The 17,366-nt window shown below is 64.2% G+C and carries 13 protein-coding genes and 2 pseudogenes; 11 read left to right on the top strand and 4 right to left on the bottom strand.

The window, feature by feature from the left end:
• Positions 1 to 134: 134 nt before the first annotated feature.
• Positions 135 to 1,518 (bottom strand): annotated as a pseudogene (locus ACY5J6_RS12495) (IS256 family transposase).
• Between the two features lie 165 nt (positions 1,519 to 1,683).
• On the opposite strand from ACY5J6_RS12495, the pseudogene ACY5J6_RS12490 reads away from it, so the two are divergent.
• The 11 genes and pseudogenes from ACY5J6_RS12490 to ACY5J6_RS12440 form a co-directional block, all read left to right on the top strand.
• Positions 1,684 to 1,992 (top strand): annotated as a pseudogene (locus ACY5J6_RS12490) (hypothetical protein); the annotation flags it as partial.
• A gap of 84 nt (positions 1,993 to 2,076) precedes the next feature.
• Positions 2,077 to 2,766 (top strand): FadR/GntR family transcriptional regulator, encoded by a 690-nt coding sequence (locus ACY5J6_RS12485; RefSeq protein ID WP_462846701.1) that lies wholly within the window; start codon positions 2,077 to 2,079, stop codon positions 2,764 to 2,766.
• Entirely contained in the window at positions 2,763 to 4,244 is a 1,482-nt protein-coding gene (locus ACY5J6_RS12480; RefSeq protein ID WP_462846700.1) for an ABC transporter substrate-binding protein, read from the top strand. Before ACY5J6_RS12485 ends, ACY5J6_RS12480 begins: the two co-directional genes overlap by 4 nt.
• Entirely contained in the window at positions 4,241 to 5,185 is a 945-nt protein-coding gene (locus tag ACY5J6_RS12475; RefSeq protein WP_462846699.1) for an ABC transporter permease, read from the top strand. The genes ACY5J6_RS12480 and ACY5J6_RS12475 overlap by 4 nt, the downstream gene beginning before the upstream one ends.
• The gene (locus ACY5J6_RS12470; RefSeq protein WP_462846698.1) at positions 5,182 to 6,027 is read left to right on the top strand and encodes an ABC transporter permease; all 846 of its coding nucleotides are present in this window, start codon (positions 5,182 to 5,184) and stop codon (positions 6,025 to 6,027) included. The genes ACY5J6_RS12475 and ACY5J6_RS12470 overlap by 4 nt, the downstream gene beginning before the upstream one ends.
• Positions 6,028 to 6,031: 4 nt before the next feature.
• A complete protein-coding gene (locus ACY5J6_RS12465) occupies positions 6,032 to 6,862 on the top strand; it encodes an ABC transporter permease (protein WP_462846697.1) in 831 nt (276 codons plus the stop codon).
• On the top strand, positions 6,859 to 7,782 hold the full coding sequence (locus ACY5J6_RS12460; RefSeq protein ID WP_462846696.1) for an ABC transporter permease: 924 nt from the start codon (positions 6,859 to 6,861) through the stop codon (positions 7,780 to 7,782). Before ACY5J6_RS12465 ends, ACY5J6_RS12460 begins: the two co-directional genes overlap by 4 nt.
• A gap of 8 nt (positions 7,783 to 7,790) precedes the next feature.
• Positions 7,791 to 9,386 (top strand): ABC transporter substrate-binding protein, encoded by a 1,596-nt coding sequence (locus tag ACY5J6_RS12455; protein ID WP_462846695.1) that lies wholly within the window; start codon positions 7,791 to 7,793, stop codon positions 9,384 to 9,386.
• Positions 9,383 to 10,312, top strand: a complete 930-nt coding sequence (locus ACY5J6_RS12450) for an acetamidase/formamidase family protein (protein ID WP_462846694.1) — start codon at positions 9,383 to 9,385, stop codon at positions 10,310 to 10,312. The genes ACY5J6_RS12455 and ACY5J6_RS12450 overlap by 4 nt, the downstream gene beginning before the upstream one ends.
• A complete protein-coding gene (locus ACY5J6_RS12445; protein WP_462846693.1) occupies positions 10,312 to 11,886 on the top strand; it encodes a gamma-glutamyltransferase family protein in 1,575 nt (524 codons plus the stop codon). The genes ACY5J6_RS12450 and ACY5J6_RS12445 overlap by 1 nt, the downstream gene beginning before the upstream one ends.
• Positions 11,887 to 11,924: 38 nt before the next feature.
• Positions 11,925 to 12,497 carry a winged helix-turn-helix domain-containing protein gene (locus ACY5J6_RS12440; RefSeq protein ID WP_462846692.1) on the top strand — a complete coding sequence of 191 codons (573 nt, stop codon included), beginning with the start codon at positions 11,925 to 11,927 and terminating at the stop codon, positions 12,495 to 12,497.
• Between the two features lie 192 nt (positions 12,498 to 12,689).
• Here the strand turns inward: ACY5J6_RS12440 and ACY5J6_RS12435 are convergent, their stop codons facing one another.
• From ACY5J6_RS12435 to ACY5J6_RS12425, 3 genes are all read right to left on the bottom strand, one after another.
• Entirely contained in the window at positions 12,690 to 15,056 is a 2,367-nt protein-coding gene (locus tag ACY5J6_RS12435; protein ID WP_462846691.1) for an argonaute PAZ domain-containing protein, read from the bottom strand.
• A 569-nt stretch (positions 15,057 to 15,625) separates the two neighbouring features.
• Positions 15,626 to 16,891 carry an IS607 family element RNA-guided endonuclease TnpB gene (gene tnpB, locus ACY5J6_RS12430; RefSeq protein WP_462846690.1) on the bottom strand — a complete coding sequence of 422 codons (1,266 nt, stop codon included), beginning with the start codon at positions 16,889 to 16,891 and terminating at the stop codon, positions 15,626 to 15,628.
• Positions 16,882 to 17,322, bottom strand: a complete 441-nt coding sequence (locus tag ACY5J6_RS12425) for an IS607 family transposase (RefSeq protein ID WP_462846689.1) — start codon at positions 17,320 to 17,322, stop codon at positions 16,882 to 16,884. The genes tnpB and ACY5J6_RS12425 overlap by 10 nt, the downstream gene beginning before the upstream one ends.
• Positions 17,323 to 17,366 lie beyond the last annotated feature (44 nt).

The raw sequence follows: 17,366 nt of genomic DNA, 5'->3' as shown, positions 1-17,366 counted from the left end.
CTCCGGCTCGTTCCCGCCCTGGCCCCCCGCAACGCCGGCGAGCCCTTCTCGCCCGGCCTCGGGACACGTGGGCAGGAGAAGGATTGGCCGCCAGCCAGCCCCCACTCCAGCTGGACTTACGCGGCCTGGTCGTGTCAAGAACTCTGTGTAAGAGTCTGTGTACGGGGGGCATACCGCTCCTGAAGCATCTTCTCCAGCACCTCCTTCACTTCGGCAAAGCCCTTAAGCCGCAAGATGTTCGCTTTGCGAAGCAGCCTCTCCGACCACGTCCCTTCCTGCCTCTCTGACTCCAAGTAGAGAAGCTTGTACACCGCCTCTACAAGGTGTTCCCCTGACGGGGAAGCAGCTTTGGGGAACTTGTGATCCCGCACCTTCGTCCCCCGCCGGATCTCCCGGATGAACCGCTCCATCAGGTTGGTGCTCCGCAGGTACGGCCAAAGCACCTTGGGGTACCCGTAGAACCGCAGGAAGGCCCCCGAATCCTGTACCCACAGCCCCACCACCCCCGGGTACCGCGAACCCCAGGCGGCCTTCACCTCCTCCAAGGCCCCAAGAGCTTCTTCCCGGCCCTCCGCCCCGTACACCCGCCTCAGGTCCTCCGCCAGCAGGCCCCGGTCCCGCGCCCGCACCTGGGACAGGCTCCACCGCACCCCGTGCACCACGCACCGCTGCCACTCCGCCTGAGGGTAGACCTTGCGGATAGCCTTTCGGTGTTCGCCTGACGGCGAAGCAGCGGGAAGCCCGGGCAACCCGTCGGTGATGAAGAGCAACACCCGCCGCAGACCCCGTTGCCAAAGCTCCCCCAGTACCCCCTCCCATCCCAGGGCGCTCTCCGTGGGCAACAGCCAGAACCCCAGGACCCGCCTCTGCCCATCAGGGGTGATCCCCAGGGCCACATACACGCATTCAAGATACGCTTGCGCGTGACCCCGCACGATCCCTTCTCCTTCCCTGAAGACCTTTAGGGAAAGCCCGTCCAGGTAGACGAAGGCCATCTCCTCGGGCAAAAGCCGGGTGCGGAAGGCTCCTGCCGCCTCCAGGACTTGGTCGGTCAGAGCGCTTAGGGTCTCGTGGGAGTAGCGGTGGCCTAAGAGCAGGCTCAATAGACGAACGTAGCCTTCGGCTGACCGGCCGCCTTGCGCTGGCTGACCCCGGCGGCGTAAGTCAGCCCCGAAGGGGCTACCTTGAGGGCCACGGCCACTGGAACGTAGCCTTCGGCTGACCCCCCACGTCCACCAGGCGGCGGGCGTAGGGCTTAAGGAAAGCCGGGTAATACCGAGATTCCCGATCCCTAGGGACCTTCAGGTCCACCTGGCCGAAGGCGGTCTCCAGCTTGCGGGGGTAGTAGCCGTTCCTGCGGCCTCCGTGCACCTGCAAGAAGGCCGTCCGGTCCAGCTCCAGAACCGTCTGCAAAACCTCGGCCACCGTCTCCCGCACCGCTTCCCTCAGCAAGATTCGCAAGGTATCCTGGTCCACGGGGCACCTCCTCGTTCCAAGGTGTGCCCCCCTATTAAACACGGACTCTTACACATAAATCCTTACACGACCACCACGAGAGCCGGTTGCACTCGGGTCTGGGCTACCGGACCCCAAAGGAGGTGATGCAGGAGGCGCTGGGGCAAAGCACGCAGGACGTCACACGGGAGGCAGGGTGAAAGTGTCTAAGTTTAGGGGGCTGGATCAGGGAAGGAAGTTTGGGGGGCTTTGGGGGAGGCGGGGGTGCGGCCGGTGATCCGGCTTCGGGGCGGGGGCGAGGCCAGGGACGAGGCGCGGGTGCGGGCGCGGGAGGGGTGGGACCCCGAGGTGTACCGGTTTCGCGGGGTAGTGGAGGGGGTGTTTGGGGGGATGAAGACGCGGCTGGGTGGGGGATACCTCATGGAGCGGAAGCCTTGGACGGCCATGGCGCGGGCGCTTTTGGAGCTCATCGCCTACGGCCTTAGGGTTCTTCTCTCCCTTCTCCCGCCCCCTCCGGGGTACAAGGCAATTTACTAGGCAAGCCCTTCAGCCCTTGACAGGGTGAGGGGATGGAGCTACCATGTCCGCTAAGAGGTCTAAAGATTAGACCAATAGGCCGGTATGCAACGCACCCGGATCGCCACCCTAATAGCGCAAGAGTTAGAGGCTCTTATCCGAGAAGGGTTTTGGAGCCCCGGGGAACACCTGCCCTCGGAGCGGGCTTTGGCCGAGCGGTTTCGCGTGAGCCGGGTTTCTCTCAGGGAAGCCCTACGCCTTTTAGAGGCTTCTGGACTTATCGAGATCCGCCAGGGGGATGGGGCCAGAGTTAGAGCGCAGTCGTCTGCTGTTGGCTACCTGTTGGCCCGGCGCTTAGAGGGCCTTAATCTGCAGCATTTGTTTGAGTTCCGACAAATTGTGGAGCCGGAGGCGGCGGCGTTGGCCGCAGAGCGGGCCAGCCCAATACATCTCAGTGCTCTGCAGGACACTTTGGCCGATCAGGCCCGGCATGTTAAGGATCCCCACGGTTTTCTTTTGCTGGACCTGGAGTTTCACCGGCTTATCTCTGTCGCTTCCGGAAATGCCGTGCTGCAGGAGATTGTCTCCGCCCTTAATGCTGGGCTGCGCGAGACCCGGTTACGAGCTATGGCCCACAGGTATGACCCTCTACGAAGCCTGGAAGGCCATCGGCGGATTCTAGAGACCATCCTCTCCCGAAACCCTCAAGAGGCCCGGGAAGCGATGCGCCAGCACTTGTGCGAGGTGGAAACGTCGGCCCTGGCCGACGAGCCACAAGGGGGTGACACCCGATGAAGAGGCTGTGGACGTTTGCGGCGCTGGTAGCATTGGGGTTGGCTGTGGCAAAAACTACAGTCACGGTGGGTTTGGATGCCGATCCCCCAAACCTGGACCCTGTTTTTTCTTCGGCTTTGGTGGACCGTCAAGTCCTTAACCAAGTCTACGATAAGTTAGTGGATATAGACAAGGACTTGAAGATCGTCCCCATGCTGGCTGTTAGCTGGTCTGTGGGAGGAAATGGGACGGTGTACACATTTAAGCTCCGCCAGGGAGTGAAATTTCATGATGGCACCGAGTTCGACGCCGAGGCGGTCAAGTTCAATATGGACAGGGCTCTCACGGCCGAGGGTTCCCGCCGCAAGGGAGAACTGGCTCCGGTGAAAGAGGTTCAGGTAGTGGACAAGTATACCGTGCGGGTCGTGCTCAAAGAACCCTTCTCACCGTTCCTGTACGTTTTGAGTGACCGCGCAGGTATGATGGTGAGTCCCGCAGCTGCAAAGCGATATGGCCAAGATCTGGCGAACAACCCCGTGGGGACAGGCCCCTTCCGCTTTGTGGAGAGGAAGCGCCAAGACCGCATCGTGCTTCAAAAAAACGAAGGCTACTGGCGGAAGGGCTATCCCAAGATAGACGAGTTGATCTACCGCCCCTTCCCCGATGACGACGTACGAGTTGCCAACCTCCTTTCGGGGGCCACTACCGTCATTACGCCGGTAGCGCCCAAAGACCTTGCCCGGGTTCGTTCGGACCCCAACCTGAGCCTTCACGCTTTCCCCAGCTTGGGCTTCCAGGGAATTTGGCTGAACGTGACCCGGCCTCCCTTCAACAATAAGGCTCTGCGCCAAGCCTTTGCTGCCACCATCGATCGGGAGACCGTTGACCGAGTGGTCTTCCTCGGAACTGCTACGCCGGCCAACGGGCCCTTCCCGCCCGGCTCCCCTGCTTACGATCCCTCCATTCCCGTTCCTAAGAGGGATGTCGCTCTGGCAAAGCGCAAGCTCCAGGAAGGGGGTTCTCCCAACGGGTTTTCCTTCACCCTGCTTACTGCGCCGGGTCCCCTCCTCACTCAGCTCGCGCAAGTATACCAGGCCATGGCCACGGAAGCAGGGATCCGCATCCAGATCCAGCAAGTGGAGTTTGGCACCCTCCTGGATCGTACGGACCGGAAGGATTACGAGGCCGCGATCCTGGGATGGAGTGGGCGACCGGACCCTGACGGAAACATCTACGATTTTATGCGCTGTGGCGGCCCGCTCAACAACGCTGGCTACTGCAATTCCAAGGTGGATGCTCTGCTCAACCGGGCCCGGGCTACCCGGGTAATGGAGGTGCGTAAGAGCCTCTACAGCGAAGCCTTGAAGATCATCCTAGAGGACGCGCCTTACGTATACGTGTACCACCCCCAAGTGCTCATCGGGGCTTCCAAGAAGCTCGTAGGGTTACCGCTTATTCCGGACGGCATTTTGCGCTTTGCAGAGGTGGAGCTGCGGTGAGCGCGTATCTTTTCCGCCGCCTCCTGGAAGCTTTGCCCACCCTGTTCTTGGTATCCGTTGCGGTGTTTGTCCTCACCCGGGTACTTCCTGGGGATCCGGTAAGGCTTCTTTTGGGGGAAGAACCGGATCCCCAGGTGGCGGCGGAGGTACGGCGGAATCTCGGCTTGGACCGTCCCGTGGTAGCTCAGTACGGGAACTGGCTCTGGGGGCTCTTGCAGGGCGATCTTGGGCGCTCCATCAAGGATGGGGTCCCCGTGAGCCGTATCATCCGGGAGAAGCTCCCCACCACTGTGGAGCTATCTGTTTTGGCCATGGGTGTAGCCCTTGCCATAGGCCTGCCCACGGGAATGCTGGCCGCGATCCTCCGAGGTTCCTGGTTGGACGGGTTGATCACGGCGGGTTCCTTGGCGGGTGTCTCCGTGCCCAACTTTTTCCTGGGGATTATGCTCATCTACCTGTTCAGCCTGCGCTGGGGGTGGATTCCTCCCTCCGGGTACGTGGAACCTTGGGTGGATGTGAGGCGCAACGTGTTGCTCATGATCCTACCGGCGATCACCCTGGGAACCGCCTTGGCCGGGGCCCTGGCCCGTTTTACCCGCAACAGCCTTTTAGAAGTTCTCTCCCAGGACTATATCCGTACGGCCAAGGCCAAGGGTCTGGCCTTTTCTCGGATTCTCGTCAAGCATGCCCTGCGCAATGCGGCTACTCCCATTTTGACGGTGATGGGGTTACAGCTGGGAGGGCTTTTGGGAGGGGCGGTGGTGACAGAACAAATCTTTTCCATCCCGGGGTTCGGGCGCCTGGTGGTGGATGCGGTGCTAACACGCGATTTCACCGTCCTGCAGGGGGTGGTTCTGGTTTCGGCCCTTTTGGTATTTCTGGTGAATGCGGCCGTGGATATGCTTTACGCCTTAGTGGACCCGAGGATTCGATACGGATGAGTGCGCTCGGTCGCAAAGCTTGGCTTCGCTTTCTCAGCCACCGCATGGGGGTGTTGGGCGGTCTGGTCCTGGCCAGCTTTGTCCTGGGAGCCCTCTTCGCCCCGTGGCTGAGCCCAGCCTTGCCAACGGAAACCCATTTTGACCGCCTGCTTCAGCCCCCATCCTGGGCGCATCCCTTTGGCACCGATGAGCTCGGCAGAGACGTGTTCTCCCGAGTCTTGTATGGGGGTCGGGTGTCCTTGGCGGTGGGCGTGGTCTCGGTGAGCTTGGCTTTGGTGCTAGGGGGGCTTTGGGGCCTGGTCGCGGGCTATGCGGGAGGCTGGCTGGATAGCGTCCTGATGCGCTTGGTGGATGCTCTTCTGGCTTTTCCCTTTTTGGTGCTGGCCATCGCCCTGGCTGCTGCCCTCGGTCCGGGGGTGACCAACAGCATGCTGGCCATCACCATCGTTATATCCCCCGCCGTGGCACGTTTGGTCCGTGGTCAAGTCCTGGCCGAGTTAGGCAAGGACTATGTGGCGGCCGCGGTAGCCCTGGGCGCCTCCCACGCCCGCGTTCTCTTCCGCCACATTCTGCCCAACCTTTGGGGTCCCCTGATCGTTCAGGGTAGCCTCTCCACGGCCAATGCCATCTTGGCCGAGGCCACCTTGTCCTTTCTGGGACTCGGGGTGCAACCGCCCACGCCTTCCTGGGGGTCCATGCTTAATGTGGCCCGCGGGTATCTTGAATCGGCGCCTTGGCTGGCCGTCTTTCCGGGAACGGCCATCTTTGTTGTTGTCCTGTCCTTCAACCTCTTGGGTGATGCTTTGAGAGACGCCTTAGACCCACGTACGGCAGGGAGTTGAGACCGTGCGGAGGAGCTGGCGCCGGTTGGTTCGGGATCCCTGGGTGATCCTCGCGGGTTTCCTGGTGGTGGCGGAGATCGCTGTGGCCCTCTTGGCTCCTTGGCTTGCGCCCTATGATCCAGCGCAGCAGTTTCCCGATGGCCTATCCCTCGAGGGACAGCCCTTGCCCCCGAGCCCCAAGTTTGTTCTGGGAACGGACCTTTTGGGAAGGGACCTACTGTCCAGGATGATCTGGGGTGCCCGGACCTCTTTGGCGGTGGGGGTACTGGCCAATGGGATAGCCGTGGGCCTCGGCCTAATTGTCGGTCTCACCGCCGGCTACTACCAAGGTTGGGCCGGTACCTTGCTGATGCGCTTTACGGACGTGATGATGGCCTTTCCCGCGCTCTTGCTGGCCATCGCCCTTGCGGCGATCCTGAAGCCCAGCCTGGGGATCGTGTCTTTGGTTATCGCCCTCGTGAACTGGGTGCAGGTGGCCCGGGTCGTGAACGCCCAGACCCTTTCCCTTGCCCAACGGGACTTTGTGGAAGCCGCCCGGGCATTGGGGGCCGACCATGTCCGAATTCTCTTCCGTCACTTGCTGCCCCATCTATTACCCACCTTGGTGGTCTGGGCGAGTTTGGGCCTGGCCTCCACCGTGCTCCTCGAGGCCGCCCTTTCCTTCCTGGGAGTGGGAGTCCAGCCTCCAACCCCTTCCTGGGGAGGCATCATCAACGAGAGCCAGTCCTATTTTACCCAAGCTCCGTGGCTGGTGGCATTCCCGGGCACCGCTATCCTCCTGACAGCTTGGGCTTTTAACCTTTTAGGAGAAGCACTCAGGGAGGCGCTGGGGTGAGGACGAGTTATGTTCTGATTCGTCTGCTACAGGGCCTGGGGGTGCTTTGGGCGGTGGCTACCTTTACCTTCGCCCTTCTGTATTTCCTGCCGGCAGATCCTGCGCGGTTGGTGGCCGGAAGGAGCGCCAGTGCCGAGGCCGTAGAGCTCGTGCGTAAAGAGCTTGGCCTGGACCGGCCTCTAGCCGAACGATATTTGACCTACTTGGGGCGCCTTCTTCGCGGAGACCTAGGCCGCTCCTATGTGCAGCGGACCCAGGTGAGGGACCTTTTGGCTTCGAGGCTTGGCCCCACCTTGGAACTCACCGCGCTAGGGATCCTGGCTGAACTTCTCATAGGGGTTCCCCTGGGCATCCTGGCGGCTCTCCACGCCGGGCGGATTTGGGACCGGGCGATTACCTTGTGGGCCTTTGCCATGGTGGCCGCACCCCAGTTCGCCTTGGGCTTGTTGCTTCTGTACGCCTTCGCTTACGTCTGGCCGCTTCTCCCCCTGGGCGGGTACGGCACCCTGGCCCACGCCGTACTCCCGGCTCTCACTTTGGGCCTCACGGGAGGTGGCTGGTATGCGCGGATGATGCGAAGCAACCTCTTGGAGGTGCTGAGGGCGGATTACGTGAGGACCGCCCGGGCCAAGGGCTTGCCCTTGGGTGTGGTGGTGGGTAAGCATGCGCTTAAGCCTGCGTTGCTGCCCATCGCTGCTATGGTGGGGAGCGACCTCGGGATGTTCATGGGGGGGGTGGTAGTGGTGGAATCGGTCTTCGGCTGGCCAGGGATTGGCCAGCTGACCTGGCAGGCCATCCAGCAGGTGGATATCCCCATCATCCTAGGGGCGGTAGTGCTCACGGCCAGCTTCATCGTGGTGGGTAACCTTTTGGCGGATCTGGCGTATACTTTTCTTGATCCGCGGGTTCGGTACGGTTAGGAGGTCGTATGGGACGGATAGGGTTTTTCTTGGCATGGGTTCTGTTGGCAGGGGCGGTCCTGGCCCAGGGCGCCCGTGGAACGATTTATGTCTCGTTCAAAGACGACATCGCTACCCTGGACCCGGCTATCGGTTACGATTGGCAGAATTGGTCCATCATCAAGTCCATCTTCGATGGGCTTATGGATTACGAGCCCGGAACTACCATTCTGCGTCCGCATTTGGCACAAAGCTACAGCATTTCCAAAGATGGGCGCACCTACACCTTTGTTCTCAGGCAGGGGATTCGCTTCCATAACGGAAGGGTGCTGGTGGCCGGGGACATCAAGTACAGTCTCGAGCGCACCTTGAATCCCAAGACCCAGAGCCCTGGTCAGGGCTTTTTCATGGGAATCCAGGGGGCCAAGGCCTTTGTTGAGGGGAAGGCCAAGGAGGTCACGGGGATTCGTGTGGTGGACCCGAGGACCTTGAGCATCACTCTGGAGCAACCGGACGCTTCCTTCCTGCACAAGCTCGCCCTGAACTTCGCCTATGCGGTGCCTAAAGAGGAAGTAGAGCGCTGGGGTCCGGATTTTGGCAAGCATCCTGTAGGCACCGGAGCCTTCAAGCTGAAGGAATGGGTTTTGGGCCAGAGGGTGGTTCTGGAGCGGAACTCCCAGTACTTCGTGGTAGGACGCCCACGGGTTCAGGAGATCGTGTTCCTGATAGGGCTGGATCCCAACGTAGCCTTCCTCCGCTTCCAGAGAGGGGAGGTGGACTTACTCGGGGACGGAATCCCTCCCGCCCGATTCGCCGAGGTGATGAACAACCCCCAGTTGCGGTCCCTGGTAGCCGTGGGGGACCAGCTCCACACTGGGTACGTTACCCTCAACGTCCGAGTTAAGCCCCTGGATAACCTTAAGGTGAGGCAAGCCCTGAACATGGCCATCGATAAGAGCCGCGTTGTGCGGCTGATTAACAACCGTGCTTCGCCTGCCACTCAAATCCTACCTCCGCTGATGGCGGGGTACGCCAAGGACTACGCTGGCTATCCCTACGATCCCGAACGCGCCAAGAAGCTCTTGGCGGAAGCGGGCTACCCCAACGGCTTCAGCACTGTCCTATACGCCAACAACACGGACCCCAATCCCCGGATCGCTCAGGCCCTCCAGCAAGACCTGGCGCGGGTGGGCGTCAAGGTAGAGCTCAAGACCTTGGCCCAGAGCACTGTAATCCAGGCCGCTGGCACCCCCGGCCAGGCGCCCATGGTTTGGTCTGGAGGTATGGCCTGGATCGCTGATTATCCAGACCCGAACGACTTCTACTGGCCTATTCTTTCCTGCGTTGCGGCGGTTCCGGGAGGATGGAATTGGGCATGGTATTGCAACCGGGACCTAGACCGCAGGGCGCAAGAGCTTGACGCCATGGTCCAGCCGGAACAGCAGTCGGCACGGACGGCGGGGTACCGCGAACTCTTTCTCAAGATCATGGGAGACGCGCCTTGGATTCCGATATTCCACGAGAAACGCTACACCCTGAGGTCGGCGCGCCTCGGGGGCCCGGACAGCATCTACGTGGACCCCATTCACATCCCGGTCAACTACGAGGAGGTGTATCTGAAATGAAGGGCTACAGGACCATTCATCGGGAACATCACCACTTCGGCTGGGATAATGGACTGCCCCCGGTAGCCAGGGTATTTCCGGGAGAGGTGGTGGAATTCGAGGTGGTGGATGCGTCTGGAGGGCAGCTGACGCCGGGTGCCACCGCTGAAGACGTGGCTCGTCTGGACTTCGCCCGGGTAAACCCGGTCACGGGTCCCGTGCTGGTGGACGGGGCTGAGCCGGGGGATGCCCTGGTGGTTGAGGTGGTGGGCCTCGAGGGGGCGGGGTGGGGTTGGACGGCCATCATCCCGGGGTTTGGGCTGTTGGCGGAAGACTTTCCAAATCCTCACTTGCACTTTTCGCGATACTACTTAGATGGTGTGGAGTTTCTGCCTGGAGTCCGGCTACCCTACAGGCCTTTCCCTGGCACCATCGGCGTGGCTCCTGCGGCCCCTGGGGTGCATTCCGTGGTTCCACCGCGAGAGGTGGGGGGCAACCTGGACATCCGTGACCTGGTGGAAGGGGCGAGACTCTTCCTTCCGGTGCAGGTACCGGGGGCCCTATTCTCTGTGGGCGACACCCATGCCATTCAGGGGGATGGCGAGGTGTGTGGTACTGCGGTGGAGTCACCCATGCGGATCGCGCTACGTTTTGACCTGCGCAAGGAGGCCAGGATACCGCGCCCGGCTTTTGAAGTCCCACACGGATCAGTGAAAGTTCCAGGGGAGAGAGGCTTTTTTGCCACCACAGGGATTGCTCCGGACCTTATGCTTGCAGCAAAGGATGCGGTACGTTACATGATCGACCACCTAGGGCGGGAGTATAGGCTATCCCCGGAGAAGGCGTACATGCTCTGTAGCGTGGCAGTGGACCTAAGAATCAGCGAAGTGGTGGATGCCCCTAACTGGGTGGTTTCCGCTTACCTGCCCCTGGATATTTTCGCCTGATGGACCTCACCCACTACCCCTACCCCTCCCGCCGCCACGTGGTCTTGGGAAGGCGGGGCGCGGTGGCCACGAGCCAGCCTCTTGCGGCCCTGGCGGGGATGGAGATGCTCTTAAGGGGGGGAAGCGCTGTGGACGCGGCCATTGCCATGGCCGCCTGCCTCACCGTGGTGGAGCCCACCTCCAACGGGATCGGGGGGGACCTCTTCGCCCTGGTGTGGGACGGAACCCTCCACGGCCTGAACGCCTCCGGGAAAAGCCCTCTCGCCCTCACCCCGGAGAGGCTTCCCGGAAGGATGCCGGAGCGGGGCTGGCTTCCCGTGACCGTTCCGGGGGCGGTCTCGGGGTGGCGGGCCCTGCACGAACGCTGGGGCAGGCTTCCCTTCGCCGAGGTCCTCGCCCCCGCCATCCGCTACGCCGAGGAGGGCTTCCCCGTGGGGCCGGAGACGGCGAGGAGCTGGCGGCGGGCGGAAGGCGTATTTCTTCCCCTGGAGGGGCCGGAGTTTGGGCCCTTCAAGGAGGTCTTCTTCCCCGGAGGGAGGGCCCCAAGGGCGGGGGAGGTGTGGCGGAGCCCTTTTCACGCCAAGACCCTTAGGGAGATCGCCGAGAGCTACGGGGAAAGCCTTTACCGGGGGCCCTTGGCCGAGGCCCTTCTCCGCTTCAGCGGGGCCACGGGGGGGCTCCTTACCCGGGAGGACCTGGAGGCCCACGCCCCGGAGTGGGTGGCCCCCCTTTCCACGGAGTACAAGGGCCTGACTGTCTGGGAGCTTCCCCCCAACGGCCAGGGGGTGGCGGTCCTCCTCGCCCTGAACCTTTTGGAGGGGTTTAACCTGAGGCCGGAGGACCCCTGGAGCTACCACGTGCAGATCGAGGCCATGCGCCTCGCCTTGGCGGACACCTACCGCTTCGTGGCCGACCCCCGGCACATGGAGCTTTCCCCCGAGGCCTTCCTCTCCAAGACCTACGCGGCCGAGAGGAGGAGGCTTATTGGGGAGAGGGCCCTTCCCCGGGTCCTTCCCGGGCTCCGCCCCGAGGGGACGGTCTACCTCGCGGCGGCGGACGGGGAGGTGATGGTCTCCCTCATCCAGTCCAACTACCAGGGATTTGGCTCGGGGGTTTTGGTGCCGGGGACGGGGATCGCCCTGCAGAACCGGGGCCTGGGCTTCAGCCTGGAAGAGGGGCACCCGAACCGGGTGGGGCCGGGGAAGAGGCCCTTCCACACCATCATCCCGGGCTTTCTCACCCGGGAGGGGAAGCCCCTTGGCCCTTTTGGGGTCATGGGGGGGTTTATGCAGCCCCAGGGGCACGTCCAGGTGGTGGTGGGCCTGGCGGACCTCGGGCTGAACCCCCAGGCGGCCCTGGACCGGCCCCGCTGGCAGGCGGTGCCGGGGGACGAGGTGCTTCTGGAGCCCGGCATCCCCCAGGCCACGGTCCTCTTTCTCAAAGACCTGGGGCACCGGGTGCGCTACGAGGCGGAGTACGGCTTCTTTGGGCGGGGCCAGGCGATTCTTCGCCTTGGGGAGGCCCTTTGCGCCGCCTCGGACCCCCGGGCGGAGGGGCTCGCCCTGGCGTGGTGATAAAACCTCCCCCTAGGTTTCTCCCTTAGCAGGGGGGCATGCATCTGGCCAAACACCAACGCCGCCCCCGGCTGGAACTCAAGCTGCGGCATCACCCGGACAACCTGCACGCCTTGTACCGGGAAAGCGAAGACCCCGTGGAACGCTCCCGCTGGCATGCCATCTGGCTCCTGGGCACGGGCCACTCCATCCCCCAGGTGGCCCAGACCCTGGGCTACTCCACCCGCTGGGTCCGCCACACCCTCCGCCGCTACAACGCGGACAAGCCCATGGCCGACCTCCGGCACCAAAACCCAGGCCAGCCCCCCTTGCTCCCCCCAGAGCTGCAAGAGGCCTTCCGCCAGGCCCTCCTACAACCCCATCCCCGGGACGGGATATGGACCATAAGGAACGCCGCCGAGTGGCTCTCGGAGAGGCTAGGCCGTCCCGTGGACCCCAGGTGGGCCTGGAAGTGGATGAGGCGCCTGGGCTTCGCCCCCCTCCGCCCCCGTCCCCGGCACCGGGAGAGGGACGTGGAAGAGGGGGAGGCCTTCAAAAAAACTCTTCTTCACCATCTTCCTCCTGAAGTACCTCTTCTCCTGGCTTGTCCTGGAGCTTTGGGCATTGGATGAACACCGATTGGGTCTGATACCCCTTTGGCGTGAATCCTTCGCCCAAGCCCAAGTACGGAAGCCCTGCGGGCCTTTTTGGCCGGGGCCCCCATGCTACTCGGCTTTCGCCGCGGTGGGGGCCCCAAAAAGCCCTCTCCCAGCCCCATTTCGGGCATCCCACGTCGCAAAACCAAAGTGCGGGCACTTAGCCCCCTAGACGAAGAAGAGCTTTTCCTTGTCCAGGCCTTGGAGCGAGCTGAGCCCGATCCTGCCCACCTCCCGGACCAGGCGGTCCGCCAGGTGGAGGGGGGCGGGCAAGCTGGGGAAGCGGTAGCCGCTGGGCGGGTAAAGGCGGGACAGGTGGTACACCTGCCGGGCCAGTTCCTCCACCGGGGTGGACCCCTCCTCGTGCACCACCTTCAGCGGGCGGGGCGTGCCCCCCATCCTCCCTTCCCCGGGGTAGGCGGTGAGCAGGAGGAAGGCGGGCTTACCCTCCCACTCGGGCAAGGGCACGTAGAGGCCGTCGGTGAGCTTCTCCCCCTCCCGCGGGTAAACCCTGCCCCCACCGCTTTTGCGCACAGAGACCAGGTCGTAGCCGATCCCCACCCTGGCGAGCTCCCGGAGGACGAGGTCAAACTCCTGCCTTTGGGTTTTGCCGTCCCGGAGGAGGAGCACGCGAGAAGGCCACCTGCCCGCCCTTCGCTGGAAGGCCAGGAGGGCCTCCTGCACCATGCCCCAGACCACGTCCCCGTGGATCCTCTCCCCCCTCTGCGCCTCGGGAAGGATCCACGCAAGGAGCCCGCCATCGGCGGTCACCGCGCAGGCCGCTCCCCCGTACCGGAGGCTCCGCGACCCGTCCGCGCCCGCGTCAAAGCCTATGGCTAGCTCAGCTGGGTAGGCCCCGTCCAGGGCCATCACCCTCCAGCCCAGCTTGCCGGCCAGCCCCAGGAGGACGTTGTCCAGTTTGTGCCCCGACAGAGGGGGGTTGAAGAACTGGCTGGGAAGCCCCCGCTGAAGGCAAGCCCGCTTAAGGCCGTTGCGCTCGTTCGGGGAAAGGGGCGGGGTCTGCACCAGGAGGGCGGCCACCCCCACCTCCCGGGAGAGCCGATCCAGGGCGGCGGCCAGGTCCAGGGTCAGGAGGTCCTTTCTCGCCACCCGTATGGGCGCCACCGGTTCCAGGTTGACCCCGCTGGCGCGGCCCATCTCCAGGAGGGCCCTCCGAAGGAGGTCGGGCCAAGAAGGCGCCCCGTCCACCACCAAGAGGCCCACCTTGGCGTCCTGCCCCGCGAGGACCCCCCGGCGAAGGGCGTCGGCCGGCTTGCCGATCCCCTGCCCACCCCTGGCCTTGAGCCGGGGCCGGGGAAGGGGATGGGCGAGAGCCTCTTGGGGTTTGGGGTCGGGTACCTGAAAAACGCGTCCGGCCACGCTCCTCGCGGTTCTCGTGGCAAACGAGAACCTCTCAAGGGGCGGGATCCGCAGGTCCAGGTCTCCGTCGTAGCCGAGCTCGGAGAGGTCTTCCAGGGTGAGCACCGGCTGGAGGAGGCCTGCCAGGTGGAACACCTCCTCCCCCTTGTAGTCGCGCACCCTTACCACCCTTCCCGCTTGCCCCTCGTGGGCTATCCTGCCCCTCTGGACGTGGTAGTCCAGAAGGCTCACCCCTCCCACCCCCACCTCCCTGGGCGTGCGCCCCTCCTCCACGGCCACCAGCTCCCAGGTCTGCTGCCGCCCCAGAGCGTTGGGGTAGGTGTTCCGGACCCTCCTGGGAGCGGGGTGCCGGGCGAGCCACTCCTCCAGGGTGAGGGTGGGCAGGATGCGGTGGACGATGTCCACTTCCAGGAAAAGCCGGCCCTCCCCATCCACGAAGGCCCTGAGGTAGGACCCCCGGCGGACCCTCCACCCTTCGCCCGCGTGGACCTCCTTCCCCAGAAGCAGGTTCCCCTCCACCTCGTACGGGCGGGCGTAGAGCCTCTGCAACCCCGCCTCCAGGCGCTTCTGGGCTAGCCGGGAAAGGGCCTCCCGATCCGAGGGCCTCGAGGGGTCCAGGAAGACCTCCCCCGTGGGGTGGAGGGCGAAGCGGTAGGGGCCCTCGAGGCCCTTCACCTCCCCCTCCTGGACGCGCGGGGAAGACCAGGCCAGTAGGCCCCCGTTCCACGGGGTGACCAGGCCCCCCACCTGGCCCGCCACCCTTCCCAAGAGGCGATAGGGGTTCTCCTCCCGGGAGAGCGAGGGGGCAAAGCGCACCTCCAGGAAAAGGGGCCTACGCTCCTCTTCCTCTATGGGCCTGAGGAGGAAGCGGTTGAGGTAAACCCGCCTGCTCTTCATTGGGGCGATTATACACCCTCTTTGGGCCCTTTCCCGAAGTCTCCCGAAAGGGGGGCCACGAAACCCTCCCCGGGCCTGCCTCCGCCCCCAAGAAGACCCCAGGGCCTCCTCGGCCCGCTCCTTGGCCCTGAGGCTTTCCTCCTGGTGCAGGGTTCCCTCCCGCAGGTCCGCCACCAGGGTCCCCGCGGGCACCCCCAGGCGGCGCAGGGCCTCCCCCACCTGGGCGAGCTCCCGCCGGGTGCGGCCGAGGACCGCCACGTCGCGATGCCTTAAGGGCCGGTAGGCTCCCTCGCCAAGGTCATAGACCCGGAAACCTTCCGAAAGCGGGCGCCCCACCTCCTGGGCGATGAAGAGGGCCTGGACCTCCAGGTCCCCCTGGAAGCGGAAGACCCACGGTGGCGCTCAATGAGGCCGGGCCGCCCCTCCTTAACCCAGATGCGGGACCCGAAGGGGTCCTCGAGGGCGATTCCCTTACCCAGGGGACCCTCAGCGAACAGGCGCATGGGGTAGCACCCAGCTCGACCAACAGGGAAGCGGAGGCGAGGTGCACGGCGTCGTAGCCCCTGAGCCCGTGGGCTACCGCCAGGTCCGCGGCCCGTACGGCCAGGGCCTCCGTGAGGGGAAGTTGGACCAGATCCGGCCAGTCCTCCATGAAGGCCCGTATCGCCCGCCGAAATTCTTCCGCCCTCAGCACACCCAGCCTCCGGGCCTTAGCCAAGGCCGCCGGAACCTCCACCCGGGCGATGAGGGCCGTGGCCAAGGCCTCGGCCTCTGCAGACCAAGCCGCCACTTCCTCCGAGCCGTTCTGTAACCCATAGTCGTTTCTTTCACCCCTCGAGGGAGCTACGACCACAGGCCACTTCCTGCTTCCACGACCCATGGCTCGTAGACCGGTCCCGATGGGAGACCGTTCCGCCGCCAGCGGGGTCTCCGCAGGCGTGACTTCCCGGGGAACTCCCGGTAGGGCCCGTGAGGTGGGCCAGACCATAGCGCCTTAGGTTCAAGGCCGCGTTCAGGTCCCGGTCCATCTCCAGGCCGCAGGCCTCGCACCGGAAGACCCGCCAGGAGAGGGGCACCTTTCCGTGAAGGCGCCCGCACCGGGAGCAGAGGCGGGTGCTGGGGAAGCTCCTGGGAGCCACGATCAGGGTCGCCCCGTACCACTCCGCCTTGTAGGCGAGCGTCCTCCGAAAAGCCCCCCACCCCACATCGGCCACGGACCGGGAGAGAAAGCCCCGGAAGAGGCCCCTGACGTTAAGGTCCTCCACCACGAGGACCGGCTTGGTCTTCGCCAGCCAGGTGGTGAGCTTGTGCAGGAAGTCCAGGCGCAAGTTCTTGACCTTCCGGTGGAGCCTCGCCAGCCTGAGGGCGGCCTTTTTCTGGTTGTTCGAACCCTTCTCTTTGCGGGAGAACTGCTTGGAGCGGCGCTTGAGGAGCTTGAGCTTCTTCGCCAACGGCTTGGGGGCCTCTATCCGGGCACCGTCGGAGAGGACGGCGAAGGAGGAGAGGCCGAGGTCTACCCCCACGACGTCGTCTTCGCTTCTCACCTCCCCCGGCTTGGGGTCGGGCCGCTCCACCTCGCAGGTGAGGCTCACGTAAAAGCGGTCCGCCTCCCTGGACACCGTGGCGGACAGAATCCTGGCCTTCCCCTCCTCTAGAAGGCGGAGGAGCTTCTCCGTGGGCTCCTTGCTCCTCACCTTGCCGATGCGGGGGAGCTGGACGTGCCTGGGAAAGACCCGGATGCTCCCCGTGAGGCGGGCCTTGTTGTCGGGGGTGAGCTTCTTCCGCTTGAAGCGGGGGAGCCCGGCCCTTCCCGCCCGCCACGCCTTGAAGGCCTTCTCCAGGTCTCTGAAAGCCTCCTGGGGGGCGCACTTGGAAACCTCCGTCCACCAGGGAGCCCCCTCCCGTTTCCAGGCGTTCCAGGCCTTGTGGAGCTCGGGGGCGGAGGGGAGCTTCTTCCCCTCCTCCAGGGCCTTGAGGCAGAGGGAAAGGCCCCAGTTCCAGGCGAAGCGGGCGGCGCCCACGTGTTGGGCCAGGGCTTTGCGCTGGAGGGCGTTGGGGTCCAGCTCAAAGCGGAAGGCCTGGGTCACCCGCATTCGTCCTCCAGGACCACAATCTGTCTCCCCGAAGCCCGGAAGGCGGCCTCCACCAGGGCGAAGCCGAATCGGCTTAGGTGGGAGCGCTTTTCCACTACGATGCGGCTCACGCCCGGATCGGCCAGAACCTGGAGAAGCCTCCTCTTCTTCTTAGTGGCGGACCCCACCTCGGCCACCACCTCGTACTCCGCCCATCCCTGGGCTTGGGCGAAGGCCTTCAGGCGCTCCACCTGGCGCTCCAGGTCCTCTTTCTGGTCGGCGGAGGAAACCCGGGCGTAAAGCACGGTGCGCCCCTCGGGGAGAGGTTCCTCCACCAGGATGGTGCCCGAAGGAAGCTGGCGGGCGGGGACGGGAAGCTTTCCCGACTTGAACCACCGCCAGGCGGTGAGGTAGCTCACCCCGTGCTTGCGGGCCCAGTCGGAGAGCTTCATGGATGACATGGATGATAATAAAAGCCGGGGCAGTTGTCAACCCT

The organism is Thermus sp. H19.2, from assembly GCF_054979525.1.
Note: the sequence above shows the minus strand (reverse complement) of the source record. Positions and strands in the feature narration are given on the sequence as shown.